General features: G+C 71.7%; 26 protein-coding genes and 4 pseudogenes. 23 read left to right on the plus strand and 7 right to left on the minus strand.

The window, feature by feature from the left end:
* Positions 1-7: 7 nt before the first annotated feature.
* A complete protein-coding gene (locus tag AQJ64_RS18080; protein WP_055635708.1) occupies positions 8-1,252 on the minus strand; it encodes an acyl-CoA dehydrogenase family protein in 1,245 nt (414 codons plus the stop codon).
* Positions 1,253-1,448: 196 nt separating this feature from the next.
* On the opposite strand from AQJ64_RS18080, the gene AQJ64_RS18085 reads away from it, so the two are divergent.
* The 5 genes and pseudogenes from AQJ64_RS18085 to AQJ64_RS46025 all read left to right on the plus strand — a co-directional run.
* Complete coding sequence (locus AQJ64_RS18085; RefSeq protein ID WP_055635707.1) at positions 1,449-2,987, plus strand: AMP-binding protein; 1,539 nt, start codon at positions 1,449-1,451, stop codon at positions 2,985-2,987.
* Positions 2,988-3,035: 48 nt separating this feature from the next.
* The gene (locus AQJ64_RS18090; protein ID WP_055635706.1) at positions 3,036-3,641 is read left to right on the plus strand and encodes a histidine phosphatase family protein; all 606 of its coding nucleotides are present in this window, start codon (positions 3,036-3,038) and stop codon (positions 3,639-3,641) included.
* A gap of 29 nt (positions 3,642-3,670) precedes the next feature.
* On the plus strand, positions 3,671-4,861 hold the full coding sequence (locus tag AQJ64_RS18095) for an acetyl-CoA C-acyltransferase (protein ID WP_055635705.1): 1,191 nt from the start codon (positions 3,671-3,673) through the stop codon (positions 4,859-4,861).
* 19 nt (positions 4,862-4,880) lie between these two features.
* Positions 4,881-5,858, plus strand: a complete 978-nt coding sequence (locus AQJ64_RS18100; protein ID WP_055635704.1) for a PDR/VanB family oxidoreductase — start codon at positions 4,881-4,883, stop codon at positions 5,856-5,858.
* A 77-nt stretch (positions 5,859-5,935) separates the two neighbouring features.
* Positions 5,936-6,091 (plus strand): annotated as a pseudogene (locus AQJ64_RS46025) (3-hydroxyacyl-CoA dehydrogenase NAD-binding domain-containing protein); the annotation flags it as partial.
* A 6-nt stretch (positions 6,092-6,097) separates the two neighbouring features.
* Here the strand turns inward: AQJ64_RS46025 and AQJ64_RS50150 are convergent.
* A complete protein-coding gene (locus AQJ64_RS50150; protein ID WP_206189771.1) occupies positions 6,098-6,715 on the minus strand; it encodes a hypothetical protein in 618 nt (205 codons plus the stop codon).
* 242 nt (positions 6,716-6,957) lie between these two features.
* Positions 6,958-7,347, minus strand: a complete 390-nt coding sequence (locus tag AQJ64_RS18105) for a hypothetical protein (RefSeq protein ID WP_055635702.1) — start codon at positions 7,345-7,347, stop codon at positions 6,958-6,960.
* A gap of 102 nt (positions 7,348-7,449) precedes the next feature.
* On the opposite strand from AQJ64_RS18105, the gene AQJ64_RS18110 reads away from it, so the two are divergent.
* The 7 genes from AQJ64_RS18110 to AQJ64_RS49135 all read left to right on the plus strand — a co-directional run bounded on the left by AQJ64_RS18110 (position 7,450) and on the right by AQJ64_RS49135 (position 12,037).
* Positions 7,450-8,139, plus strand: a complete 690-nt coding sequence (locus AQJ64_RS18110) for a DsbA family protein (RefSeq protein ID WP_055635701.1) — start codon at positions 7,450-7,452, stop codon at positions 8,137-8,139.
* Positions 8,136-8,897 (plus strand): nuclear transport factor 2 family protein, encoded by a 762-nt coding sequence (locus AQJ64_RS18115; RefSeq protein WP_055635700.1) that lies wholly within the window; start codon positions 8,136-8,138, stop codon positions 8,895-8,897. The genes AQJ64_RS18110 and AQJ64_RS18115 overlap by 4 nt, the downstream gene beginning before the upstream one ends.
* Positions 8,898-8,929: 32 nt before the next feature.
* Positions 8,930-9,253, plus strand: a complete 324-nt coding sequence (locus AQJ64_RS18120; protein ID WP_055635699.1) for a MoaF-related domain-containing protein — start codon at positions 8,930-8,932, stop codon at positions 9,251-9,253.
* Between the two features lie 120 nt (positions 9,254-9,373).
* On the plus strand, positions 9,374-10,309 hold the full coding sequence (locus tag AQJ64_RS18125; protein ID WP_099054023.1) for a protein-ADP-ribose hydrolase: 936 nt from the start codon (positions 9,374-9,376) through the stop codon (positions 10,307-10,309).
* Positions 10,306-11,187, plus strand: coding sequence for an SIR2 family NAD-dependent protein deacylase (locus AQJ64_RS18130; protein WP_059202763.1), 882 nt, complete (start codon positions 10,306-10,308; stop codon positions 11,185-11,187). Before AQJ64_RS18125 ends, AQJ64_RS18130 begins: the two co-directional genes overlap by 4 nt.
* Positions 11,184-11,564, plus strand: a complete 381-nt coding sequence (locus tag AQJ64_RS18135) for a nuclear transport factor 2 family protein (protein WP_055636995.1) — start codon at positions 11,184-11,186, stop codon at positions 11,562-11,564. Before AQJ64_RS18130 ends, AQJ64_RS18135 begins: the two co-directional genes overlap by 4 nt.
* A gap of 158 nt (positions 11,565-11,722) precedes the next feature.
* Positions 11,723-12,037 (plus strand): hypothetical protein, encoded by a 315-nt coding sequence (locus AQJ64_RS49135; protein WP_157881090.1) that lies wholly within the window; start codon positions 11,723-11,725, stop codon positions 12,035-12,037.
* Between the two features lie 97 nt (positions 12,038-12,134).
* On the opposite strand, the gene AQJ64_RS18140 is transcribed toward AQJ64_RS49135, so the two are convergent.
* Positions 12,135-12,794: a TetR/AcrR family transcriptional regulator gene (locus AQJ64_RS18140; RefSeq protein ID WP_055636996.1), complete on the minus strand. Its 660-nt coding sequence runs from the start codon at positions 12,792-12,794 to the stop codon at positions 12,135-12,137.
* Positions 12,795-12,974: 180 nt separating this feature from the next.
* Between AQJ64_RS18140 and mhpA the strand changes: the two genes are divergently transcribed.
* The 6 genes and pseudogenes from mhpA to AQJ64_RS18160 all read left to right on the plus strand — a co-directional run bounded on the left by mhpA (position 12,975) and on the right by AQJ64_RS18160 (position 16,941).
* The gene (mhpA, locus tag AQJ64_RS18145) at positions 12,975-14,531 is read left to right on the plus strand and encodes a bifunctional 3-(3-hydroxy-phenyl)propionate/3-hydroxycinnamic acid hydroxylase MhpA (protein WP_055636997.1); all 1,557 of its coding nucleotides are present in this window, start codon (positions 12,975-12,977) and stop codon (positions 14,529-14,531) included.
* Positions 14,528-15,622: an alpha/beta hydrolase family protein gene (locus tag AQJ64_RS18150; RefSeq protein ID WP_055636998.1), complete on the plus strand. Its 1,095-nt coding sequence runs from the start codon at positions 14,528-14,530 to the stop codon at positions 15,620-15,622. The genes mhpA and AQJ64_RS18150 overlap by 4 nt, the downstream gene beginning before the upstream one ends.
* A gap of 147 nt (positions 15,623-15,769) precedes the next feature.
* A pseudogene (locus AQJ64_RS50920) lies at positions 15,770-15,917 on the plus strand (dioxygenase family protein); the annotation flags it as partial.
* Positions 15,918-16,082: 165 nt separating this feature from the next.
* Complete coding sequence (locus tag AQJ64_RS18155) at positions 16,083-16,319, plus strand: dehydroquinate synthase/iron-containing alcohol dehydrogenase family protein (RefSeq protein WP_055636999.1); 237 nt, start codon at positions 16,083-16,085, stop codon at positions 16,317-16,319.
* Positions 16,286-16,537: pseudogene (locus tag AQJ64_RS50925) on the plus strand (IS5 family transposase); the annotation flags it as partial. The gene AQJ64_RS18155 and the pseudogene AQJ64_RS50925, both read left to right, overlap by 34 nt.
* 74 nt (positions 16,538-16,611) lie before the next feature.
* Complete coding sequence (locus AQJ64_RS18160; protein ID WP_055637000.1) at positions 16,612-16,941, plus strand: hypothetical protein; 330 nt, start codon at positions 16,612-16,614, stop codon at positions 16,939-16,941.
* Between the two features lies 1 nt (position 16,942).
* Here AQJ64_RS18160 and AQJ64_RS18165 read toward each other — a convergent pair whose 3' ends face one another.
* Positions 16,943-18,754, minus strand: a complete 1,812-nt coding sequence (locus AQJ64_RS18165) for a CocE/NonD family hydrolase (protein WP_055637001.1) — start codon at positions 18,752-18,754, stop codon at positions 16,943-16,945.
* A 227-nt stretch (positions 18,755-18,981) separates the two neighbouring features.
* On the opposite strand from AQJ64_RS18165, the gene AQJ64_RS18170 reads away from it, so the two are divergent.
* Both AQJ64_RS18170 and AQJ64_RS52360 read left to right on the plus strand, forming a co-directional pair.
* A complete protein-coding gene (locus tag AQJ64_RS18170; protein WP_157881091.1) occupies positions 18,982-19,806 on the plus strand; it encodes a PaaX family transcriptional regulator in 825 nt (274 codons plus the stop codon).
* A 52-nt stretch (positions 19,807-19,858) separates the two neighbouring features.
* Positions 19,859-20,066 (plus strand): annotated as a pseudogene (locus tag AQJ64_RS52360) (transposase); the annotation flags it as partial.
* An 18-nt stretch (positions 20,067-20,084) separates the two neighbouring features.
* Here AQJ64_RS52360 and AQJ64_RS18180 read toward each other — a convergent pair.
* Entirely contained in the window at positions 20,085-20,777 is a 693-nt protein-coding gene (locus tag AQJ64_RS18180; RefSeq protein WP_055637004.1) for a TetR/AcrR family transcriptional regulator, read from the minus strand.
* A gap of 53 nt (positions 20,778-20,830) precedes the next feature.
* On the opposite strand from AQJ64_RS18180, the gene AQJ64_RS18185 reads away from it, so the two are divergent.
* From AQJ64_RS18185 to AQJ64_RS18195, 3 genes are all read left to right on the plus strand, one after another.
* The gene (locus AQJ64_RS18185) at positions 20,831-21,955 is read left to right on the plus strand and encodes an FAD-dependent oxidoreductase (RefSeq protein ID WP_059202764.1); all 1,125 of its coding nucleotides are present in this window, start codon (positions 20,831-20,833) and stop codon (positions 21,953-21,955) included.
* Between the two features lie 523 nt (positions 21,956-22,478).
* Complete coding sequence (locus AQJ64_RS18190; protein WP_059202765.1) at positions 22,479-22,832, plus strand: hypothetical protein; 354 nt, start codon at positions 22,479-22,481, stop codon at positions 22,830-22,832.
* On the plus strand, positions 22,832-23,083 hold the full coding sequence (locus tag AQJ64_RS18195) for a hypothetical protein (RefSeq protein WP_055638604.1): 252 nt from the start codon (positions 22,832-22,834) through the stop codon (positions 23,081-23,083). Before AQJ64_RS18190 ends, AQJ64_RS18195 begins: the two co-directional genes overlap by 1 nt.
* 642 nt (positions 23,084-23,725) lie before the next feature.
* On the opposite strand, the gene AQJ64_RS18200 is transcribed toward AQJ64_RS18195, so the two are convergent.
* The gene (locus AQJ64_RS18200) at positions 23,726-25,846 is read right to left on the minus strand and encodes a PQQ-dependent sugar dehydrogenase (protein WP_055638605.1); all 2,121 of its coding nucleotides are present in this window, start codon (positions 25,844-25,846) and stop codon (positions 23,726-23,728) included.
* Positions 25,847-25,937: the final 91 nt, after the last annotated feature.

Here is a 25,937-nt window from a genome sequence, read left to right on the forward strand (position 1 = left end):
CGGTCGCTCAGTTGCCGGGAAGCTGCGAGAACGGCGCCCGGTCCGCCCGGGGTTCCGGCGGCAGCTTCAGCACCCGCTCGCCGATCAGGTTGCGCTGGATCTGGTCGGTGCCTCCGGCCAGCCGGTAGCCGGGGGCGCCGAGGACATGCTGTGTCCAGGCGAAGGTGTCCGGTTCCCCGGTGTCGGCGCTGATGCGCGCTCCCATCAGCTCGGCGGCGACCTGTCCCGTGCGGGTGAGCAGTTCGGAGGCCATGAGTTTGGTCAACGACGCCTCGGGACCCGGCCGGCCACCGGAGGCGCTCGTCCTGGCGACGCGGTCGACGGTGGCCGCGCGCAGCGCGGCACGTACGTACAGGTCGGCGAGGCGCTGGCGGACCAGTGGGTCCGAGGTGCGGCCGAGGGAGCGGGCCAGCGCGAGCACGTCCGGGAAGGTGCCGCCCTTGCGGCGGTTGCCGCTGCCGGAGGCGGTCCGTTCGAAGGCGAGGGTGGTGGTGGCGACCTCCCAGCCCTGGCCCGGCCGCCCGATCCGGAGCCGGTCCGGGACGCGTACGCCGCTGAGGAAGACCTCGTTGAAGGAGGCGCCGCCGCTCATCTGACGGATGGGGCGCACCTCCACTCCGGGGGCGTCCATCGGGACCAGGAAGGCGGTGATGCCGGCCTGTTTGACGACGTCGGGGTCGGTGCGGGCGAGCAGCAGACCGTAGTCGGCGAACTGGGCGCCCGAGGTCCACACCTTCTGGCCGTCGATCACCCACTCGTCGCCGTCCTGCCGGGCGCGGGTGCGCAGGGCCGCGAGGTCGGAGCCGGCGCCGGGTTCGCTGAAGAGCTGGCAGGCCAGCAGGTCGGTGCGGAGGAACGCGCGGGCGTGGTCGTGGCGTTGCTCCGGCGTCCCGAACAGGGAGACGGCCATCGCGACCAGGCGCACGGTGACGCTGATCAGTTCGGTGGACGGCGGCACCTCGAACGCGGACTCCTCCTCGGCGAAGACGGCCACGTGGGCGGCGGTCAGGCCCGCGCCGCCCTTGTCCGCGGGGAGGGTCAGCGCCTGGTAGCCGGCGTCGAAGCGGGCCCGCTGGTAGGCGCGGCAGCGCTCCAGCAGCAGGCGCTCCTCGTCCGGGGGGAGGTTGTGGAACACGGCGAGGTCGGCGGTCTCTCCGGCGGACTGCGGCGCCCGCGCCGGTTCGAGCACGGTGGCCAGCCACTGCCGGACCTGGGTGCGCCATGCGTCGGGGTCGGGGGCGGGCTGGGCCATGGCTCCTCCTCGAGCACTTACCAGATGACAGGTTCAGTAACGGGGATGGGCACGTGTGCGTCTCTCACCGCTCAACCATGTGGGAATGCCTCCGTCTGGAACCAGAGTGTTCCGCACTTTCTTGATAAACGCTACAGTCTCGGCATCCCCTCTCCCCTCGACATCGGGAGAGGCCCGAGGAGCCGCCGGAGGAGCCATGTCGCTGCTGCCACTCGACCGTCGCGCCCAGGAGACACCCGACGAGCCCGCCCTGGCGGACGACCTGGGCATGCTGTCCTGGTCCGGCCTCGCCGACCAGGTGGCGCGGGCGGCGGCCCGGCTGCTGGAGTTCGCGCCCGGCCCCGACGACCGGATCGCCGTGCTCGGCGACAACGCGATCCCGACACTGGTGGCCCATCTGGCAGGCCTGCGAGCCGGAGTGGGGACCGTGGCCACGTCCCGGAACCTCACCTCGGGCGAGCTCGTCGACCAGATCATCGACGCGGGCGTGACCGGGATCATCGCCGGACCCGTCGGCGCGGGTGCCGCCCTTGACGCGGCCCGGGAGCTGGGCCTGCCGGTCGTGACACACGGAACCCCGGCGGCCGGGCACGCCTTCGGCTGGGACCTGTGGCTGGCCGCCGCGCCCTCCCGACGCACCCTCCCGACGGACCGGCCCGCCCGGCCTCCGCTCGTCTACACCTCGGGAACCACCGGACGGGCGCGCGGCACCGAGGTGCGCTGGGTGAGCGGCCCGGCCGCCGACAGCGCCGCCTACCTCGCCGCGATCTCCGCCCGGTCCGGATTCCCGCCCGGAGCGCACCTGGTGTGCGGTCCCCTGCAGCACAACGCGCCGCTGACCTCGCTGCGGCATCTGGCCGCCGGTCAGCCGGTGGTCGTGCTCGGCAGGTACGACGCGGAGACGTTCCTCAGCCGGGTGCAGAGGTGGCGGGTCTCCTCGACGGTGATGGTGCCCACCCACTTCCAACGGCTGCTCGCCCTTCCGGAAGAGGTCCGCGCCCGCTACGACGTCTCCAGCCTGCGGCAGGTCTCCCACACCGGCTCCGCGTGTCCGCCGGACGTGAAGCGAGCCATGATCGACTGGTTCGGTCCGGTGCTGACCGAGTCGTACGGAGCCAGCGAAGCGGGAACCGTGGCCCGCATCAGCAGCGCCGAGTGGCTGGCGCACCCGGGTTCGGTCGGACGGGTCCGGCCCCCGTTCGAGGTCCTGGTCACCGACGACGACGGTCGTCGACTGGCGCCCGGTGAACGCGGGTTGCTGGCCTTCCGGGCGCCCGACGACCAGGGCGTGCGCTACCACGCGGACCCGGACAAGACCAAGGCCGCCTATCTCTCCCCCGGCGTCTTCACGCTCGGCGACATCGGCTACGTCGACGCGCACGGCTACATCTTCATCACCGACCGGGCCGCGGACGTCGTGGTCTCCGGCGGCGTGAACCTGTACCCGGCCGAGAGCGAGGCGGCCCTGCGGCAGCACCCGGCGGTCACCGAGGTCGCGGTGATCGGCGTGCCCGACCCGGACTTCGGCGAGTCGCTGCGGGCGCTGGTCGTGGTGGCGGGGGACGAGCCGCCGACCGAGGAGCTGGACCGGTTCTGCCGCGAGCGCCTCGCCGCCTACAAGTGCCCGAAGTCGTACGAGTTCGTTCCCGAGCTCCCGCGCAACGCGATGGGCAAGCTCGACAAACGCGCGATGCGCCGTCCCTACTGGAGCTCGGAACGGACCATCGCCGGCTGAGCCGCCCCTCCCACCCTCACACCCACTCACCCGTACCGAGGATCACCCATGACCGAACTCCTCCTCATCCGGCACGGCCTCCCCCTGGCGGGGGTGTTCGACCCGGGGCTGTCGCCGGAGGGCACCGCTCAGGCCGAGCGCCTCGCCGCCTGGCTCGGGCCCGAGGATGTCGACGCCCTGTACTGCAGCCCGTTCCGGCGTGCCCGTGAGACCGTGGCACCACTCGAACGGCTGACCGGTATGACGTCCACCGTCCTCGACGACCTGCGCGAGTGGGACACGGACGTGTCCCAGCCCTACACGCCGCCGGAGCAGATCGGCACGGACGATCCCCGGGCGGCGGCGCTCGCCGAGGGACGCTACGAGGACTTCGTGCCCGATCTCGACTGGGACGCCTTTCGCGCGCGTGCCGTGCGGGCCATGGACACCATCCTCGACGCCCATCCCGGCGGGCGGGTCGCGGCCGTGTGCCACGGCGGCATCACCAACACCTACCTGGCGACGGTGCTCGGTCTGCCCAGGATGTTCTGGTTCCACCCCGGCTACACCTCCGTCAGCCGGGTGCGCCGCATGCCCGGCGGCCGGATCGTTCTGCACTCGGTGAACGAGACGGCCCACCTGACCGCCGAACGTGCCGTCGACGCGGTCGCCTGACCTCGTCCCCCACCCAGGAGGTGCCGGCCATGCCGGGATCCGTCATCGTCGCCGGAACCAGGACGCCCATCGGCAAACTGATGGGCACCCTGAGCACCCTGACCGCGGTCGACCTCGGCGCCCACGCCATCGGCGCCGCGCTGGCCGCCGTCCACCTGGACCCGGCGGCCGTGGAAGCCGTCGTCATGGGCCATGTCGTGCAGGCCGGGGCCGGCCCCAACCCGGCCCGGCAGGCCGCGATCCGCGCGGGCATTCCGTTCTCCGTCCCCGCGAGTACCGTCAACAAGCTCTGCCCGTCGGGTCTGCACGCCATCGCCCTGGCCGACCTCATGATCGCCTCCGGCCGTCACGAGGTGGTCGTCGCCGGTGGTATGGAGTCCATGTCGGGTGCCCCGCACCTGCTGCGCGGAGCTCGCCCCGGCTGGAGGTACGGATCGACCGCGGCGGAGGACGCCCTCGACCGCGACGCCCTCATCTGCGCCTTCGACGACGTCTCCATGGGGGCGGCCACCGAGCGCTACCAGCAGCCGCACGCCCTGACCCGGGAGGAACTGGACGAGTACAGCGCGCTGTCCCATCAAAGGGCCGCCGACGCACAGGAGTCGGGCGCGTTGTCCGAGGAGATCGCTCCCGTCGCCGTTGCCGGACGCCGGGGCGAGACGTCGGTGGACACCGACGAGGGCATACGGCCGGGAACCACCGCCGAGAGCCTGGGGCGCCTGAGGCCGGCCTTCTCCCCAGCGGGCACCGTCACCGCGGGCAACTCCTCACAGCTGTCCGACGGCGCCGCGGCCGTGGTCGTGATGAGCGCGGAGCGCGCCCGGTGGGAAGGCCTGACACCGCTCGCCGAGATCGGCGCCTACGGCACGGTCGCGGGTCCCGACCCCTCGCTGCTCGTCCAGCCGGCCGGCGCGGTCCGCGACGCGCTGTCCCGTGACGGCCGGCTGAAGGCCGCCGACCTGGACCTGTTCGAGATCAACGAGGCGTTCGCCGGAGTCGCCCTGGCGTCCGTACGGCAGCTGGGCATCCCGCTGGACAAGGTGAACGTCAGCGGCGGCGCGATCGCGCTCGGGCACCCGGTCGGCATGACCGGAGCCCGGCTGGTGCTGACGCTCGCGGCGCAGTTGCGGCGGCGCGGAGGCGGCACCGGAGCGGCCGCCCTGTGTGGGGGCGGTGGTCAGGGCGACGCGCTGTTGCTGCATGTTCCGACGCAGACCTGAACCCCGGAGCTGAACGACCATGAACGACCACCTGCCCCCGGCCCCGACGACCCTCACGGTGGCCGCCCGCACGCTCGCCGCCGACGGCGTCGTCTCCCTCACCTTGCGCCGCCCCGACGGCGGAGCGCTCCCCTCCTGGACGCCGGGCGCCCATATCGACGTACTCCTGGAAGGCGGCAACGGCGACGACGGCGACGTGATCCGTCAGTACTCGCTGTGCGGGCACCCTGCCGACCGCGGGACCTGGCAGATCGCCGTGCTGCGCGAGCCGCAGGGCCGCGGCGGCTCCGCGTACGTCCACGCCCACCTGCGCGAAGGCACCACGGTGCGGGTCCGCGGACCGCGGAACAACTTCCCGCTGCGGCCCGCCGCCCGCCATCTGTTCATCGCCGGCGGCGTCGGTATCACGCCCATCCTTCCCATGGTCGAGGCCGCCGAGACCGCGGGGGCCGACTGGCGGCTGCTGTACGGCGGCCGCACCCGTACCTCCATGGCGTTCCTGGACCGCCTCGCCCCCCACGGGGACCGTGTGCGGATCCGGCCGCAGGACGAGTACGGCCTGCTGGACCTCGCCGCCCATCTCGGCGTGCCCGAGGAGGGCACCCTGGTGCACGCCTGCGGTCCCGAACCCCTGCTGCGGGCGGTGCGGGAGCAGTGCGCGGGCTGGCCGCCCGGCACGCTGTGCGTCGAGCGGTTCGCCCCGGTGCGGACGGCCGAAACCGCCCCGGCCGAGTCCTTCGAACTGGAACTCGCCCGTTCCGGCCTCACCCTCACCGTGCCGCCTGGCCGTTCGGTGCTCGAAACCGTGGAGGAGGCCGGCGTCGCGGTCGACTTCTCCTGCCGGGAAGGCACGTGCGGCACCTGCGAGACCGATGTGCTCGACGGCAGGCCCGAGCACCGCGACTCGCTGCTGACCGAGGAGGAGCGAGCCGCCGGCGACACCATGCTCATCTGCGTCTCCCGCTCACGCGGTCCTCGCCTGGTCCTCGATCTGTGACGGCGATCACCGCAAGCAGTCGGAGCGGGTGCGGGGCCTCCGGACTCGCCACAGCGACTCATCGGTAAGGACCTCGGATGGATCCCGTCACCCGTCTCGGCTTCGTCGGATGCGGGCTCATGGGCCCCGGCATCGCCGAAGTCGCCGCCCGTAGCGGCATCGACGTCCGTGTCGCCGAGGCCACACCGGACGCGGTCGAGGCAGGCCGCCGCCTCACCGCCTCCCCGGACCGGCTTTCCTCACCCATGCGCCGCACAGATCGGCTTCCGCACGTCCGCCCAGAAACAAGGGGAGGTCGGTGAGGTGCGCGGTGACATCGGACGCAGTACGGACTCCTCGGCGTGGGGTGGTGCGGGGGTTGCGGGTGCTGGCGGTCCCAGTCCGGCGACGAAGGCATCCACGTCCACACGCTCGCCACAGCGGGCATTCACCTCGCACAGGGCAGCAGCCGTCGCCCGCCGGGTGTCCAGCAGCGTCAGGTCCAGATCGGCACCGAACACGGAGAACCGGCCGGCCCGGAGGATGGCGGAGTCGCCGATCATGACACCCTGTCCCGCCTCGCGCAGCCATGGAGGGGCCGGGTGCGCAACGCGTCCCGCCCCGCGCCATGCTCGGCCCGGGCCGACCCTCGGGTAGCCGATCCGGCCGCGCACAGCTGTGACCTGCGATGGTCGGGCACGTGCACAGCCACCAGCCCCCACCACGGCGGCCTCGATGCGTACGGCGTCCCAGGCGTCGTACGTCGCTATCGCCTCGCCTGTGGTGGGGTTGACGGTGGCGTCGACCAACTTCCCGCCGATGCCGCCGAGTTTGCGCGCCACCCGGCCGCCACCGGCCTCTGCGTCGCCGGCCGCCACCGGCCTCTGCGTCGCCGGCCGCCACCGGCCTCTGCGTCGCCGACTGCCTCGGCGCCCGATGGGTCGCCTCGCCGAAGGGAGGTGGGCCAGGCGCAGGACGAGGACGGCCGCAGGTGGCGCAGGGCCACTGTGTGGATCTCCAGGGGCGGGCGTCCGAGGGCTGGGAACTCTGCGGCGAGATGGGCGGCGGTCCGTCGGAGGGCCTGGGCGTCCTCGGGCAGGGGCCGGCGCAGGATCGGCGCTTACGGGTCTTCCACGCGGGCGCCGGCGGTGGGTGGTGGCCGGGTCGAGGGAGTCCGGCGGAACGGGACCAGGGTGCCCTCGGCGTGGATGAGGTCACCCCGCTGCTGCACCTGGCCGGGGCGAGCCCACGGCCACGAGCCGGGTTCGACGGCGTAGGCGGGGAAGTCGACCGTGTGCCAGAGGGTTCCGCCGGTGAGGGTGCTCAGGTGGTGGAGGTCCGGGCGCCGGGGAGCCGTGAGCCGCTCATCGGGGGCGCGGTGGCCGCCCAGGTCGGCGAGGGGCCGCACCTCGACGCCGGCAGGGCTGCCGGCGGGCACCGCGAAGGAGATCTCCAGGATCCTCCGGCTGGCATCATGTCGGTTTTTGACCATCACCAGTCGCCCGCGCATCTGATTCGACCTGTTCAACCACTCTAACTTGGAGCTGTCAGCCCATCTGGCATCAATCGATGTCGGAAAGCAGTAAGAGAGCGTCAAGAGAGGAGGTATGTGATGCCTTCGGCAGAACGGGCCTCCTTGACGTACGCCTTCGACGCGTACTGCGCCTGGTGCTACGGCTTCGGCCCCACCCTGCGGGCCTTCGCCGAGGAAAACGCTCACCGCATCCGGCTCAGCGTCGTGTCGGCCGGCCTCTACACCGGTGCCCGGGCGCTGCCGGTCTCGGCCTATCCGCACCTTCCGGCCGAACGCGGCGACGTCACGCGGCTGACCGGAGTCACCTTCGGCACGGGCTACGACCGCGCCGTCTCGCGGGGAACGACCGTGCTCGACTCCGCAGCCGCGGCGGCGGGGCTGGCCGCACTGCGCGACCAGCCCGGCATCAGCGAACTGGACGCGGCCGAGGCCATGCAGCGGGCGTGGTTCGTCGACGGCCGGAGCCTGTCCGACGCCGAGGTCTACCGGGGTATAGCCGACGAACTCGGACTGGACGCGGACGCCGTGACCGCGGCGTTCAGCGCCCCGGCCGGCCGGGTGAAGGCCCGCGCCGACTTCCGCGCGCTACGCCGCCTGCGCGTTCTCTCCTACCCGACGCTACTGCTGGACTCCGCGCACGGAGCCGACCGGATGGGCGGCGCGGACTCCACCGTCACCTCCCTGACCTCCGCCCTCGACCAGCGCCTGACCACGACCGTCCCCCAAGTCCCCACCCATGACCTGCCCTCACAAGGAGAACCGTCATGAGCAACGCCAAGAACACCGTCCTGACCGCCGCCGGTGAACTGTTCGGCCAGAAGGACCCGAGCGCGGTGGACCGCTGGGTCGCCGCCGACTACACCCAGCACAGCACCCTGGCCGCCGACGGCCCCGAGGCCCTGCGCCAACTGGTCGCCGGCCTGCCGGAGGGCTTCGGCTACGAGGGCGCCCGAGTGATCGCCGACGGCGACCTGGTCGCCCTGCACGGCACGTACCACGGCTTCGGGCCCGACCCGCTGGTCGCCTTCGACGTCTTCCGTGTCGACGCCGACGGCAAGCTCGCCGAGCACTGGGACGCCCTGACCCCGCTGGTCAAGGAGACCGCCTCCGGGCGCTCGCAGACCGACGGCCCCACCGAGGTCACCTCGCCCGAGGAGACCGAGGCCAACCGGGCCCTGGTCGCCGAGTTCGCGCAGAAGGTCCTGGTCGGCGCGGACTACTCGGTGCTCACCGACTACATCTCCACCGAGACGTACGACCAGCACAACCCGGAGGCCGCCGACGGCCTCGCCGGCTTCGGCGCCGCTGCCGCGAAGTGGGCCGAGCAGGGCAAGAACCTCGTCTACAAGACCGTCCACAAGGTCATCGCCGAGGGCGAGTTCGTCCTGCTCCAGTCCGAGGGCGAGTTCGGCGTCCCCGTCGCCTACTACGACCTCTTCCGCGTCCAGGGCGGCAAGATCGTCGAGCACTGGGACGTCATCTCCCCGATCCCGGCCGAGCTGCCCCACGGCAACGGCCTGTTCTGAGGCCGCGCACCGCCGACAGGGAGAGAATCGCGATGAGTGAGCCGACCTACGCCGGGAAGACCTTCGTCTTCCGCGTCGACAACGGGGTCGTCTTCCGCAACACCTACGCGGCCGACGGCACCACTCTCCACTACGAGACCACCGAGGGCCCGACCAAGGGCTCCGAGGAGACGGTCACCCTCCACACCGCCGAGGTGGCCCCCGGCCTGTTCATGCTCGCCTGGGTCGAGAAGTCCGGCATGACGGTCACTCACCTCATGAACCTCGACGCCCTGACGGTCCACGCCTTCTGGACCTACGAGACGGGCGACGGCCGCATCGCCGAACTGCACACCGGAACCCTCGAACCCGCCTGACGGGCCCTCACCCGCCGCCACGCCTTCACCAAACCCGGGGAGTGAGGGCCTGGCGGCGCGCCGCTCGGCGGACCCGTCCCCCCTTCGACCCGTCACATGCTCACCGCCCGGAGGACCACCGTGCGCCCGACTTCCCTGCCGCTGGCCGCCTACCGGGCCGCCATCACCCTGGACGAACCGTTCCGGTCCGACGCGGGCCACGACGCGGACGCCCGGTCCGCCGACCTGGTCCGCGAGGCGCTCGGCCTGCTGGCCGACGACCCGGCGGCGGCCGGGGCCGGGCTGCGCCCCGGCGCGGCGGACCGGATCGACGACGCCACCGCCCGACGGCTCCTGCGGGCCGTGCTGACGGTCCGGGAACCGGGTCCGCTGCACACCCAGGCCGCCCGCGCGCTGGACGCGCTCCTGGCCGTCGAACGCCTGGCACGCGACATCACCGACGCGGCCGCACTGCCCACCGTCCGCGACACGCTTCCCCACACCACCTACCGGGCCGCCGACCGCACGGTGCTGTGGCAGGGCGACATCACCACGCTCGGCGCCGACGCCGTCGTGAACGCCGCCAACAGTGCCCTGCTCGGTTGCTTCGCCCCGATGCACCCGTGCATCGACAACGCCCTCCACGCCGCGGCCGGCCCCCGCCTGCGCGCCGACTGCCACACGATCATGTCCCTCCAGGGCCACCCGGAGCCGACCGGCACCGCCAAGATCACCCGCGGCTACCACCTGCCCGCACGCCACGTCCTGCACACCGTCGGCCCGATCGTCGACGGCCCCGTGCTCCCGGAGCACGAGGAGGCGCTGGCGGCCTCGTACCGTGCCTGCCTCGACCTCGCCGCCGACGTGGGCGACATCCGCAGCCTCGCGTTCTGCGGCATCAGCACCGGCGTCTTCGGCTACCCCAAGGTGCCCGCCGCCCGCACCGCCCTGAGCACCGTGGCCGAATGGCTCGACCTGCACCCCGGACTGCTAGACCGCGTGATCTTCAACGTGTACGCGGACGACGACCGCGCCGCCTACCTCCAGGCACTGACCGAAGGAACCCAGCCCCGATGAACGAGTCCACCTCCGACCTGGAAGCCGCCGCCGGGACGCTGCGCACCTGGCTCGGCGAGGCCGACCGCGTCCTGATCACCGCCGGGGCCGGACTCAGCGCCGCCGCCGGATACGACTACGGCGACGAAGACCGCTTCCGGGAACTCTTCCCCGCCCTGTACCGCCTCGGCCTGCGTTCCCGCTACCTCGTCGGCGTCCCCCTGCCGCCCGAGCTGTGGTGGGGCTACTGGGCGGTCCACATCGACGACATCCGCTTCTCGCCGGCCCCCAACCCCCTCTACCAGCGGCTGAGGTCCCTCGTCGGCGACAAGGACCACTGGGTGATGACGTCCAACGTGGACGCCCTCTTCGCCCGGGGCGGCTTCGCCCCCGACCGGATCTTCACCCCGCAGGGCGACTACGGCCGCTACCAGTGCACGACCCCCTGCACACCGACCACCTGGGACACCCGCCCCCTCGTCGCACAGCTCCTCGCCGCGTACGACCCGGCCACCGGCGCCGTCACCGGCCCCCTGCCCAGCTGCCCGAACTGCGGCGGCGAGGTCGAGATCAACGTCCGCATCGGCCCCGAGTTCGTCGACGAGCCCCATCTCCCCGCGGGCCGCCGCCTCCAGGACTGGCTGGCGACCGCCCCCGACGCCCGCCTGCTCATCCTCGAGTTCGGCGCCGGATTCAACACCCCTGGCGTCATCCGGTGGCCGGGCGAACACCTCACCCGCCAGATCCCCCACGCACGCCTCGTACGCGTCAACCCCACCCACCCCGAAACCCCCGCCGACCTCGCCGGCCGGACACTCTCCGTCCGCGCCGGGGCCGACCACCTGCTCGACGCACTCACCGTGCCGCACCCGGCACCCGACCCTACGGTGGCACCATGAACGACCCGGAGAAGAACAAGGCCACGGCTCAGGCGTTCTACGACCTGATGTTCAACCAGTGCCGTCCCGCCGAGGCCATCGACCGGTACGCCGGCGACACCTACATCCAGCACAATCCGCACGTCGGCGACGGCAAGCAGGCGTTCATCGACTACTTCGAGCGCATGGCCGCCGAGTACCCGGGCAAGCGGGTGGAGGTCAAGCGCGCCTTCGCCGAAGGCGACCACGTGATCCTGCACTGCCACCAGACCTGGCCCGCCGAGGAGTACGCCGGCATCGACATCTTCCGTTTCGACGCGGACGGCAGGATCGTCGAACACTGGGACGTCCTCCAGGTGATCCCGCCCACCTCCAAGAACGACAACACCATGTTCTGACCCTCGCCCCGCGCACGCCGATTCGCCGCACCGCAACGCTCACACGTGACCATGCCGTCTTCCTCGAGAAGCGGGCGGCGTTGGGTGCGCGCCTCGCACCACCTACGGCCGGTCGACGGCGTCGACTGGGCACCGCTGCCCGCAGGATGGCCGGTCAGGTGGCCGATGCCAGGATCACCGCCGAACTGCGTGAGACGGGCGAGTCGGTCAACCACAAGAGGGTCACCCACACTGTGACGGCCGCCGCCGGACCTCGCCCACGACTGCTGCGCGCCCATGTCGACGCCGCCTTCAGCCGGGCAAGGGCCCGGCCGACCACGCCGACGGCGTGCCGCGCCTCGACGACCCGCCGGCACGGCAGCCGCCGGCTCTCGCCTACCGGGACCCGGCGCCGTCCTCGCCGGCAGCCCGGGCGTTCGTACGCCCTCCCGCTCGCTCGCCTGTCCCCGCGCCCGACCACGGGCATCTCGTGAATGCCGGTTCACATACGATTCGAGCTGGAGCTCACATACGATCGCGCCGCTCGCCAAAGGCCGTCCGTGCACTTCCGCGCGACGCCGGGTTGGGCGCTCAGCGGGCTTCCCGGGTGCCGAGGAGGTAGGAGATGACCGCGGTCTGCAGGTGGGTGCGCAGTTCGGTCCAGGGCAGTGGTCGTTCGGACTCCAGGAACTCGCCCTGCGTGCCGCGGTGCGTGCCGCGGTGCGCGATCGCGGCGTAGATCAGACGGTAGGCGAAGTCCAGCGCGGCCTCGGGGTCGGCATGCGCGACGGGTGTGTGGCGCAGTGCCTCGGCGAAGTGGCGGTTGCCCTCGACGCTGACGCGGGAGCCCTCGGCGCGTACCGCTTCGTGCCGGGTGCCGAGCAGCAGGAAGACGCGCAGGAGGGCCTCGTGCGCCCGGAAGGCGTCGGTGAGCGCGCCGACGGCCTCGGCGATCGCCACGGCCGGATCGCGCAGGAGGCGCAGCCGCTCCGCGGACAGCCGCTCCGTGATCTCGGCCTGGATGTTCTCGGTGAAGGCGTGCTGGATCGCCAGCAGGAGGCCCTGCTTGTCGCCGAACCGGCGGTAGATGCTGCCGACCGCCATGCCGGCCCGCTCGGCGACGGCGGCCACGGTGAGCGCGTCCACTCCGCCCTCTTCGAGCAGTGCGTACCCGGCCTGTAGGAGGTCCTGCTCCGAACGGCGACTGCCCTCCCGGAGGGCGGCGGGTCTGCGGGTGGGGGACTCGGTCATTTGCGCAGTTTATCGATCGTGCTCTTGACGTCCATGTTGCCGTCGTGTGAATCTCGCTTCACATCAACTGTGAATCTCGCTTCACACGCGGTCTCGGCCTGCACCGCATGGCCGAGCCACGCCCTCCCTCTTCCCGCCTCACCCCTCGCAACGGCGCGGGGCTGTTTCTGGAGGTGTCCCATGGCTCCGCTCCATGACGTCGCTGTCGTCGGCTACGGGCCGACCGGCCTCGCCGCCGCGTCCCTGCTCGGCCGGCTCGGTCACCGGGTGGTGGTCTGCGAGCGCTGGCCCGGCCTGTACGGGCTGCCCCGGCTGACCCACATCGATGACGAGACCGCCCGGATCGTCCAGGCGGCGGGCGATGCGGACGAGGCGTTGCGCGACTCGTCGATGTGCGAGTACGTGTGGCTCAACGGCAACGGCGAGACCCTCGTGCGCATCCCCTCGATCCCCCAGGGGCCGATGGGATATCCGGGCCACATCTCCATGTACCAGCCGGACGTGGAGAGCGCGATCGACAAGCGGCTGCGCGGCTACGGCACGGTCGACGTCCGACAGGGCTGGGCGGTCACCGGCCTCGACCAGGACGACGACGGCGTCACCCTGCGCCTGCGCGGCTGGGACGCCGACGGGGCCACTGCGAACGGCCCGCACGACGAGGTCCGCGCGCGCTATGTGATCGCCGCCGACGGCAGCCGCAGCGGGATACGCGAACTGCTCGGCGTGGAGCGCCAGGACTTCGGCTTCAACGAGCTGTGGCTCAACATCGACACCGAGTGGCTGCGCCCCCAGCCCCCGGAGTTCGCCTACGCCACCCAGTACTGCGACCCCGCGCGCGGCCACATGACCATCAACATCGGCACCGCCCGTCAGCGCTTCGAGTTCGCCCTGCTGCCCGACGAGACCCGCGAGGAGATGACCGCCCCTCAGAGCGCCTGGCGGATGCTGCGCCGCTACCACGACCTGGGCCCGGACGACGTGCGGATCATCCGGCAGCTGGTCTACCGTTTCGAGGCGCGCATCGCCACCCGCTGGCGAACGGGCAACGTCTTCCTGGCCGGCGACGCCGCCCACACCATGCCCCCCTACCTCGGCCAGGGCGCGTGCAGCGGCCTGCGCGACGCCACCAACCTCGCCTGGAAACTGCACCTCGTCCTCGGCGGCCAGGCGCCCGACGCCCTGCTGGACACATACGAGAGCGAGCGCCGCCCGCACGTCACCGCCCTCACCCACGCGGCGATCGGCCTCGGCAAGGTCGCCAACACGCACGACACCGAGGCCGCGGCCGCCCGGGACGCGGCCTTCTTCGCCGGCACGATGCCTCCGCCGCCCCCGTTCCCGCCCCTTGCCCACGGTGTGCTGCGCCAGGGCACTCACGCGCCGGTCGGCACCCTCACCCCGCAGGGCCGCATCCGTCTGGCCGACGGGCGCACCGGGCGCTTCGACGACCTGACCGGATACGGCTTCACCCTGGTCACCGCCGAGGATCCCGCCGATGCACTGGGGCCTGAGCGGCTCGCCCGGTTGGAGCGCCTGGGCTGCGCCGTGGTCGCCCTCGACACGGTCGACGACCTTGACGGGCGGCACCGGGAGTACCTCGAACTGCTCGGCGCCGTCGCCTACTTGGCGCGTCCCGACTTCGTGCTGTTCGGTACGGCGGCCGACCGCGCGGACCTGGGCGAGCTGGTGGACGACCTCGATGCCGCGCTGTCCGGAACGGTGGGTGCGGCTGCATGACGAACGGAGATCACGAAGCGGGGGCCGGGTTGCCGCCGCTGGTCGCCGCCCAGCACCGGGCCATGCCGTTCACCCGGCTCACCGACTGCGGGATGGACCCCGCCGACGCCCGCCGCCTGCTTGCCGACACCGCCGCCGGGCTGTCGTGGCAGGACGCCGCCGCGACACTGGCCGACACACAACTGGAGCGTGCCCGTCTCGCCGAGACGACCGGCCACGACGTCACCGCCCGACAGGCGCGTCGATACGCCTCCGCGGCCCTGATGTTCGCGCAGATGGCGTATCAGAGCGACACCGCCGAGAAACGGGAGCTCTACGCCCGGCACACGGCGGCGGTCGCCGCTCTCGCACCCGGGGTGGAGCGTGTGGAGATCCCGCACCGCGACGGCGTCCTCGGCGGCTGGCTGTGCCTGCCGGCCGGCCCGCCGCGCGCCACCGTGATCGTGTGGGGCGGGCTCAGCGGCTGGGGAGCGGCGTATCTGTCGGTCGCCGACGCGTACACGGCGCGTGGTCTGGCCTGTCTGCTCGCGGAAGGCCCCGGTCAGGGCGAGTCACGGCTGCGCCACGGGCTGTACGTCGACGAACGCGTCATCGACGGCTTCGCCCGCTTCCTCGATCTGGTCGAGGCCGATCCCCGTCTCGGCGGCGCCGTCGGCATCCAGGGCATCAGCTTCGGCGGCCTGTTCGCCGCCCACCTGGCCGCCGCGGATCCACGTGTCGGCGCCGTGGTCGTCAACGGAGCCCCGGCGGCACCGGCGGTCCCCGAATTCCGCACCGCCCGCGAGCAGATGGCCGCCGTGGTCGGCACCGACGACCCGGGCCGGGTGACCGCGGTCATGGACAGCCTGCGCTTCGACCCGGACAAGCACCGCATCCGCTGCCCGCTGCTTCTGCTGCACGGCGGCCTCGACCCCCTCGCCCGTTACGAGGACCAGGAGCCGTTCCTCCGCGCCGCCGATCCCGACACCTCCACGCTGCGGATCTGGCCCGACGGCGAACACACCCTCTACAACCATGCGCCCGAACGCGACGCGCTCACCGGTGACTGGTTCACCGACCACCTCGCAGGCCAGGACACCCCGAACGGTTAGGAACACGAGTGGACTTCACCGTCTGAGACCGCCACCGACGCGGTGGTGGAGAGCTTCCGCGAGACCAAGGACCGGCGGCTGCGGCAGATCATGGAGAGCCTGACCCGCCACCTCAATGGGAGGCCGCGACGGAGGGAACCGAGAGCACCGTCCCCCCTGTTCGGCACCGACGGCCCCGTCGGCGACCTCCTCGAAGCCACCGGCAGGCACCCCTACCGGCCCGCCCACATCCACTTCGTCGCGCGCGCCCGAGCATCACCGGCCGGTCACCACGCACGCGTTCGTCGCGGGCACCTTCACCTCCGAGTCCCTGCCGATGCGGGTGGTCTTCGGCACCGGCAGCCTGCGTCAACTGCCGCAGCAAGCCGAGCGTTTGGGGCTGCGGCGGGTCCTGGTGCCGTCCACCCCGAACCGCCGCCCTGCTGGGTGAGACGTACGCCGGACTCTTCGCCGAAGCCGGATGCACGTACCGGTCGACCTCGCGGAAGCGGCCCGAGCAGCCGCACGCGAGGTCGGCGCGGACGGCTGTCCGGCCATCGGAGGCGACTCCACCATCGCGATGCCCCTGACCACGGGCCTGCCCGTGATCAGCGTGCCCACCACGTACGCGGGCTCGGAGACGACCCCCGTCCGGGGCCTGACCGACAACGGCCGCAAACGGGCCGTCCTGCCGCGCGGCGTGGTCTACGACCCCTAATTTCCGGAACCGGCCGACCAAGCCTGCCACCGCCGGCGCCGCGGAAGCAGGGGTGGACGTCCTCCGGCATTCGATCGCGAGGATGACAAGGCCCGCACGCCGTCGAGTGCGGGATCAACCGCCTCAAGCGCAACCGGGCTGTAGCCACTCGGTTCGGCAAACTCGCCGTCCGCTTCGAAGCCACCGTCCAGATGGCTGCGATCAACGAATGGCTGTGACCGGACGGGCTTGTCGGCACCGCATGCCATGCTGACGGCGGCAGCACGTCGGCACAGGGGGTAGGAGCGGACCGATGGCGGAAACCTACTGCTATGTCGACAGCGAGAACGGACACCACGTCGTCGACCCGTCCGAGGACGCGCTGTTCGACCTGATCGGCGAACTGAACGACTCGGACAACACGTTCGTCGTCATCCAACCCGACGAAGACGACCCCGTCCGGTTCGCTTCCGTGGCTGTCCTCGACGAAGGCGGCTACGAGATCGTTCGCCGCGACAACACACGGCGCGGACACGAGGTCGACACCGACACCAGCATCGGCCGGATCGCCAACGACCTCATCATGTGGGTGGCCGGCCGCGACTTCCCCGGACGGCCACGCAGGCAGAGCAGCGCCTTCTAAATCACGGCCTAGGGACCACCGGCAGCAGCAGGTGGGAATCGTGGGAACCGCCCGTGCGGATCAGGTGGGCGCCCTTGTTCCGGGTCGGGGTGCCGAGGTCGCCGCCGGGCAGGCTGTCGGCGGCCAGGTCGCCCACCGGGTGCCCGCCGATCTCCACCACCAGCGTCTCCCCGGCGTGCAGCACCATCGACGTGGGCCACAGGCCGAGCTCGACCGCCACCGGCTCACCGGGCGTGAGCAGGTCCTCCCCGGTGTGCAGGAGGTACGGTTCACCGGGCGTGGAACGCTCCGGGTCCAGAGCGCGGTGCGAGGCGCGGATCCGGCCGAGCGGGCCCGAGTAGGCCACCATCGCGGGAAGCATCGCCCCCTGCGCCGCCGCGGCGGCGAGTCCCGCACGCCGCTCACCGGCCACCGTGATGTGGTAGAGCCGCCGGCCCTGGGCATCGGTCTTGTAGACCGCGGCGAACAGGTCGGCGTCGTCGGCGTCCTCGGTCTCCACCCACAGGTGCAGGTTGAGGTGGCCGGTGATCTCGGTGTCCTTCTCGGCCGTGTAGGTGAACTTCACGGAGGACTCCAGGTCGTCGCCCTGGTAACGGGCCACCGACTCCTGCGTCGGCACCTTGTCGGAGAGCGTGTTCGACGACGCGTCGAGGTGCAGGGTGCGCCACTGTTGGCGAGCCGGCGGCCACTCGTTCTCCGCACGACCGACCTCGTCCTCACCCCCCGGGTCGAGCACCGAGAGGCGGACCCTGGGCGTGGCCTCCCAGCCGTTGTCGAGCCCCTTGAGGAAGCGGTCGAAGAAGCGGCGCAGGTCGGCGACGTTGTCCAGGTCGGCGAGGTCGGTCCACTCCAGCGTGTTGTGGACACGCAACCACTTGTCCTTGGAGGAGATCTCCCGGAACGCCTTCACCGAGCCGCGGGTGTGCAGCGGGTTGCTCCAGCTCGCCCCGATGTATGCCGGGACCTCGATCTGCTCCAGACGGGCCCGCTTGTCCTCCCAGTAGGCGTTCATCAGCGGGTGGGCCGCCATCATCGCGGGGCAGTCCTCGGTGCGGCTCTTGCCGTGGATGAAGGCCATGATGTCCCGGTCCTGGAACGTGGTGTCCGGGATGCCGCCGCGCGCGGTGTCGTCCCGGTACATGTCCGTCAGGCCCTCCCAGGGCGCGATGGCGGCCAGGTGCGGGGGCTGCTCGGCGGCGGCGAACCACTGGAGGATGGCGAGCTGCGAGTTGCCGGCCATACCGACCTTGCCGTTGGTCCAGTCCTGCGTGCCGAGCCACTCGATGGTGTCGTACACGTCACGTCCGCCGGCCCGGCCCCACCACAGCTGGTCGCCTTCGGAATGTCCGGTGCCGCGGGCGTCCACGACGGCGATCGCGTAACCGTACTGGACCCAGTAACCAGGGTCGGGCGCCTCGAACACCTGGAGACCCGACAGATGGTCACGCGGGGTACCGAACTTGAACGCCTGCAGGTGGTGGTTGGCCCAGCCGCCGTTCTTGGTGTACGGCGTCCACACCAGGATCACCGGGACCTTCTCGTCGGTGGTGGGCCGGTAGATGTCGCCGTAGAGCGTCGTGCCGTCGGTCAGGGGGACGGCCACGTCGCGGTCCAGCCGGATGTCGACCGGCAGGGGCAGGGCACCCTCGTCGTTCACGGATCCCTTGGGGAGCACGGTGGTGCCCGGCCGGAACGGCGTCTGGGCGCTCTGCGGGGGCAGGTTCTCCGGCGGATTCGCCGGCCGGTAGAGCACCTCGACTCCGAGACCGTCCTGGTCTCGCGGATCGGCGGAACGTGCGTGGTCTGTGCTCACGGGACTGATTCCTCTCCTACAGCAGGTTTGCCATGCATGGGGATCAGGGAGGCCGGGCTCGATCGGCCCGGTGCGCCTCTCACGGGATGCGACAGACAGCGGCAGATGCGGAAAGTTCGCTGCCCGCAGCGGGGCGCCGCCCGACTCCCCCATCCTCGACCTGAGACAATTCTTCACACATGTGCAAGAGATTGTCTAGAGTCGGCCTGTGGACGTAGCCTGAGACGGTGGAACAGGAGAAAGAGACGGACGCGCCCTCCTCAAGGCCTCAGGACATGGTGCTCAGCGTCCTCGGGTTCGCGTCCCAGCACGCGGCGGACGGGATGGTCCCGGCGCTTCCCAGCGCGACATTCATCTCCGTGCTGAGCCGGACAGGCATCGGCGAGGCGGCCACCCGCGCCACTCTGAACCGGATGACGCACCGCGGTCTGCTCACCCGCCGCAAGGACGGCCGCACCACGGTCTTCGCACCGACCGACGAAGGGGAACGCCTGGTCACGCAAGGCAGAGCGCGCCTGTTCAACCCCGCGCCCTTCGAACGCCCCGACGACGTCTGGACCGTGCTGAGTTGCCCGCTGCCGACGCGGCTGCGGAACGCCCGCTACCACCTCCTGCCCCGTCTGGCATGGGCCGGATTCGGCCCCCTGCAACCCAACCTGTGGATCGCGCCCGGCCGCATAGACGTCCGCCCCCTCCTCGTCGACCTCCTCCCGGCCGAGGACCTCGACCTGGCCCACGCGTTCCAGGGCAGCCCCAGCTTCCCCACCCCCACCGCCCAACTGGTCGCCAGGGCATGGGATCTGGACGTCCTCCGGGCCGCCCACGACGACTTCCTCACCCGGTGGGAGAACGCCGAGTCCGATCAGGCGAACGCCCTGCCGCAACTGCTCCTGCTGACCAACGACTGGAGCGATCTCCTGCGCACGGATCCAGGCCTGCCCGAGAAATACCTCGGCCCGCAGTGGCCCGCCCCGCGGTCGACCGCCACGTATCAGCGGCTGCACGCCGAGCTACGGTCATCGGTCGCGAGGCAGTTCGCGTCCCTGCCGTGACGCCGGGAGCCCCAGCCGACAAGAGCCGGGGCGAGCAGATCCGGTCACGGTGCTGCCGGTCAAGCCGCGAGGAGCCGACGCGTCCGGGGGCCGGCCCGGTCGGCACCTCGTGCAGGGGCTGCTGCTGGAGGGGCGGCGCAAGTCGGTGGAGCCGATGGCGGCCCGCCTCGCGAGGACGGCAACCCGCCAGGCCCTGGCTCGTTCCATCACCTCCGGGCCCGCGGGATACGGCCCACGTGCGGGCCCGGCCGGCCTGGAGGTCCGGCAGGAGCTGAGCGTCAGGCCGGCGGCCGGGTGAGTTTGGCGGCCACGGCGTCGAGGACCCAGTCCAGGCCGGTCGCGAAGACTGCCTCGGCGTCCACGTCCGTGCCCTCGTACACCGCCTTGGCCAGCGCCGGGAAGCGGCCCGTGGCCAACATCTTCGTCACATGCGGGCCGGACGCGCGCTGCCAGTCGCGCTTGGACAGGCCCGTGGCGCGCTCCGCCCGCAGGTTCGCGATCTCGCGCCTGATCGCGCCGGTGAAGTAGGCGCTGACCGTCTCCACGGCGCGCATGACGGTGTCGACGTCGGCGAGGCCGTCGAGGGCGGCCAGTGTGGCCTCGGTCACGGCGAGGCCGTTCGGGCCCAGGGCCGGGCGGCCACCGAGCAGGTCGGCCAGCCATTCGTGGCGGAGAGCGGACTGCCTGGTGCGGTGGGCGAGGACGCTCAGCGCCTCCCGCCAGTCGGCGGGCTGCTCCCCGGGGAGAATCTCGGCCTGGACCTCGTCCACCATGAGGTCGAACAACTCCTGCTTGGTGGAGATGTATCCGTACAGCCGCATCGGGCCGGCGTCCAGCCGGGCGGCCACCTTGCGCAACGACACCGCCTCCAGCCCGCCCTCGTCGGCCAGCGCGACGGCGGCGGCGACGATCCGCTCCCGGTCGAGCGGCACGGGGCGAGTCGGCGGCTCCGGCCGGTCCCACACAGTCATGGTCACATCGTACTGTTGCGATGCACCGTACCGAGAAAATACAGTGTATCGACATGAGACATCGCATCGCCGTGGTCGGCAGTGGCCCTGCCGGCCTTACCTTCGCCCGCGTCTTACACCGCCATGGTCACCCCGTCGCCCTCCTCGAACGCGATCCCGCCCCCGACGCCCGCCCCCCGGGCGGCACGCTGGACCTGCACGAAGGGCTGGGCCAGCTCGCGCTGGACAAGGCGGGGCTGCTGGCGGAGTTCCGGGCGCTGTCCCGCCCCGAGGGGCAGGCCATGCGCATCCTGGACACGGACGGGACCGTCCTGCGCGACTGGCGGCCCCGTCCGGACGACCGGGCCAATCCCGAGATAGACCGCGGGCAACTCCGTGACCTGCTGCTCGGCCCGCTCGACGTCCAGTGGGGGCGGGACGTGACACAGGTGGTCCCGGGGACCCCGGACGGCGTACTCGTCCATTTCGCGGACGGGCGACGGGAAACGTTCGACCTCGTAGTCGGCGCGGACGGCGCCTGGTCCCGGACCCGCCCGGCAGTCTCGCCGGTGACGCCGCACTACACCGGTGTCACCTCGGTCGAGACCTCCCTCGACGATGTCGACACCCGCCACCCCGACCTCGCCCGACTGGTCGGCGACGGCTCCGTCGCGGTGTACGGCGTGAACCGAAAACTCGTCGCCCAGCGCAACAGCGGCGGCCACGTCAAGGTGTACGCCCAGTTCCGCGCGCCGCTGGACTGGCACACGAACCTGGACCTGGCCGACGTCGAGGCCGTGCGATCGAGCCTGCTGACTCTGTTCGACGGCTGGGCCGCTCCCGTCCTCGACCTCCTGCGCCACGGCACCGCATTCATCCACCGCCCCCTCTACGTCCTGCCCGTGTCCCACACCTGGACCCACGTCCCCGGGGTGACGCTCCTGGGCGACGCCGCCCATCTGATGCCCCCACTGGGGGCGGGCGCGAACCTCGCGATGCTGGAAGGCGCCGAACTCGCCGAGTCCATCGCCGCCGCCCGCGGCCCTGGAGATCTGGACGACGCCGTCCGCGCCTTCGAGAAACAGATGTGGGCACGGGCCGGCAGGTGGGCGAAGATCACGACGGCCGGTCTGGAACGGCTCGTGAGCCCGGACCCCGCCGAAGCCCTCGCCCTCTTCGACCAGGTCCAGCCGTCCTGACCGCCCAGCCCGAGAGAACGGCACGCGAGAGAACCGGCACGACGCCTCGCCACGGCTCCGCGGGAGAGAACGGCACCGCCCCGGCCCCTTTCCGGCAAGACCACCGCCCGCCCACGAACCCGCCACAGGGCGGTGAGCGGCCGCCGAACCGGAATCAGGTGCGCCGCCTGCTCGCGCAGGGGACTTCCTCGGCGGCGACCGCGGGGCGTCCGGCGACGCGGCCGCGGGCGGCGGCCAGGCCCTCGTCGGTGAGATTCTCGTGCACCGAGCCACCGGTTCCCTCGCCGAAGGTCGAGTGAGCGTCCAGGGCTGACTGTCCCGTGCCGCCGGAGCTCGGCGAAGGGGCGGCTTCCTCACGATGAGGGAGGGGCCGGGGACCAGCAGGCGTCGGGAGGGCCGACGGCCCGCATCGGACATGAATCCGGCTTGCGACGGGAATCCCCGACACGCGTGCGGCTCTGCACATCCTGCCGATCGCAGGCGAGGGGGAACCCGGCTCATGAATCAACTGGCTTAATTAGGCGTGGCGTTGGCGGCGGCGGCCGGGGTGTACGCCGTCCTGTCCGTGGCGTGGTGGGTCCGTGACCGCGCCGATCACAACGCCGCCGCGCACCTGGACGCCGTGGAGATCGACCCGTACCACGCGATCGCCACGGCCCGCCGTACGGACATCGACCGCGTCGCGGCGGCCGAGTTGCTGCGGACCGGCCTGATACGGGTGGATGCGGGCGGGAGGCTGTCCCTCACCGACGAGGGCGCCGATCCCGCCAGGACCCCGGCGCACCCGGTCCCGGCAGCCCTGCTGACCCCCCTGCGCCGCTCCGGACCCCGACAGCCCTGTACCTGCTGCACTGGGACGTGGATCACCGCGACCTGATGGATGCCTTCCTACGTGCCGAGGACGCCAGGGTGCCGCGCTGGTCCGCGCGCACCAAGGACGCGCTCGGCGGCCTCGCCATCCTGACCGCCGCACTGCTCGCCCTGTGGTTCGCCGTCCAGATGCCGATCCATCCGGCCGAGCAGGCCCTCGACGCGGAGCAGCGGGGGCGGCTGGAGCGGAGCACCAGGGATCCGGCCCAGGAGGCGAAGAACCGGGACGTCTGGATCGACAGCGGGGGCGGTTGCTGAGGTCACGTCGAGCGAGCGAAGGAAACGCCGAGTACGCCCCGGGCTTCCCGCGCCCCCGGCGCGGTCGGCTCCTCCTCCGGGCACACCGAGGCGGGCGCGTGTCGTGAACGGCACGGTGAAAAGGTCACGGCCGGCTGGCTGCCGGGGTTCACGCCGTTCAATGCCGGCCTGGGCATCACCTGGTGGGTGCGTACGCGCACGGACCGCCGGCGTCGCTCAGCAGCGGCAGCGACGCCCGGCCCTTCGACGCCAGTGCTCGCGGACCTTCTGGTCGGCCTCCAGCTGTCCGGGCGTGAGGGTAGGCCAGGTGGTGAGCCGACGGTGCGGCCAGGAGCCGATCACGGGCGCCGTCCACGAGATCAGAGCCGCCCGCATCCACGGCATCATCGCCGCACTCAGCGCGGCCGGCGTCCCGTGCGGGGCGGACAAGGGCTGCCAAGGCGCCGGCGGAACCGCCCGCGTTCCCTGCCGCGGCAACCATCGCAGCCTCTCCGACGGCAAGCGAGCGGTGAACGTCGCTCACGCCACCCACCGGAGCTGCGGGCCTCACGGTCAAAGAGCCGTGAGGCCCGTGGCGGGTACGCCCGTTACCGCCCGGGAGTGTCGTTCCTGGTGGGCGTGGGGAGTCGAGTCGGGCGCCGGTCAGTCGGCCGGTGTCAGTGCGACCTCGGCGCTGCCCGAGAGGGACGGCAGACCGTCCGGGGGCGAGTCCTGGTAGGTGGCGTTGAAGACCGCCTTCAGGTTGTCCGCACCGGAGTGACCGCCGTCCACGAAGGTCTGGAACGATCCGGAGCAGCCGTTGCTCGACGACAGCGGATGGCCGTGCGAGTCGTGGCCGAGGATGAACGAGACGGTGACCTTCGAGCAGTCCACGGGCTGGTCGTCGGTGACGTAGACCTGCCAGGTGACCGTGTCACCCCAGTGGAACGCCGTGCCGCCGTGCGGAGCCGGGTCGGTGGTCAGCGAGACGACCGGCGCCTTGTTGCCGACCACGATGGGAACGGACGCGGAGGCCGAGCGTCCGGTGCTGTCGGTGACCTTCAGCGTGGCGTCGAAGACGGCGTTCCTGGTGAAGGTGTATGTCGGGTTCGCCTCCCTGGAGTCCACGGTGCCGTCGGCGTCGAAGTCCCAGGCATAGCGGAGGGCGTCACCGTCGGCGTCCTTCGTACCGGCGCTGGAGAACCGGACCGTCAGCGGGCCGGTGCCGTTGCGTACGTCCGCGGCGACCTGGGGCTCCGGGGTGCGGTTGCCCCGGGTGAAGTCGATGCGGGAGAGCTGGGCCTCGGGCAGCTCCGCGAAGTACCCGGTGCCGTACTCGAGGACGTACAGCGCGCCGTCCGGGCCGAACTCGGCGTCGATCGGACCGTCCGTCCTGATCGAGGGGATCGCGTCCTCGATCTTCTGTACCTCGTTCCTGCTGCCGAGGGTGATGGCCTTCATCTGGTCGCGGGTCCACTCGTAGAAGAGCGGTTTGCCGTCGAAGTACCGGGGCCAGCGGTTCTCGGCCGTGTTCCGCTTGTCGTAGCGGTAGGCCGGGCCCCCCATGGGGCCGATGCCGCCCGTGCCGAGTTCGGGGAACGTCTCGGAGGCGCCGTAGCCGTAGACGATCTCCGCGTCCGTGACGGGTGGCAGCTCGCCGCGTCCGGTGTTGTGACGCGAGTCGTTGACCGGCTTGGCGCAGTTGAACGCCCCGCTCGACCTCTGGGTGGCGAAGTCGTAGTCCTGGTAAGGCGTGTCCCTGGTCACGCAGAACGGCCAGCCGTAGTTGGCGGGGCGGTCGATGACCATCCAGCGCCCCTGGCCGACGGGCCCGCGGTCGGGGTTGGCGTTGTTGGCGTCGGGTGAGTAGTCGCCGAGGTAGACCTCGCCGGTCTTGTCGTCCACGGCGAAGCGGAACGGGTTGCGCAGGCCCATGGCGTAGATCTCGGGACGGGTCCTGGCAGTGCCCGGCGCGAAGAGGTTGCCCTTCGGAATGACGTATCCGCCGTCGCGCCCGACCTTGATGCGCAGGACCTTGCCGCGCAGGTCGTCGGTGTTGCCCGCGGTGCGCCGCGCGTCGTAGGCCGGATTGCGGCCGGGGCGGTCGTCGAGCGGGGCGTAGCCGTCCGAGGCGAACGGATTGGTGTCGTCACCGGTCGACAGGAACAGGTTGCCCTTGTGGTCGAAGTCGATCTTTCCGCCGACATGGCAGCAGATACCGCGGTCGGCCGGTACGTCGAGGATCTTCTGCTCGGTGGCGTAGTCGAGCTTGTTGCCCACGAGCTTGAACCGCGACAGCCGGGTGACGCCCTTGTACTTGGCGAATTCCTCGGCCGTGCCGAACTGCGGTGCGTCCCCTTCGTTGACGCCCGCGGTGGCCGGGTCGTCCATGGGGGTGTCGAGGCGGGGAGAGTAGTAGACGTAGACCCAGTGGTTCCCGGTGAAGCCGGGGTCGACGGCGATGCCCTGCACGCCTTCCTCGTCGTGCTGGTAGAGCCCGGCGGGGCTCTTCTTCAGGTCGGCGGCGAGGAAGTTGACACCGCTCCTGGGGTCGTGGATCCGGACCTCTCCGGTGCGCGCCGTGTGCAGCACTCGCCGGTCGGGGAGGACGGCGAGGGCCATGGGCTCGCCGGGGCGGTCGTTGAGGGTGACCTTCTGAAAGTCCGACGCCGCCGGCGGCACGGGGGCGGGTGGGGCGGCTTGGGCTGCGGGGAGCGGCAGGAGCCCGACGGCTCCGGCCAACGCAGCCGCCCCCACGAGGGTGGCGATCCGTCTGTTGCGCACTCAGAACTCCTTCGCGGGTGAATGGCCAGGCGCGCTGGGCGAGTTGCGCGCAGGAGCGTGCCTGGCGGGCATGGCAGGCATGCCGGGTGAC

This window comes from Streptomyces griseoruber, from assembly GCF_001514205.1.
GTDB lineage: Bacteria > Actinomycetota > Actinomycetes > Streptomycetales > Streptomycetaceae > Streptomyces > Streptomyces griseoruber.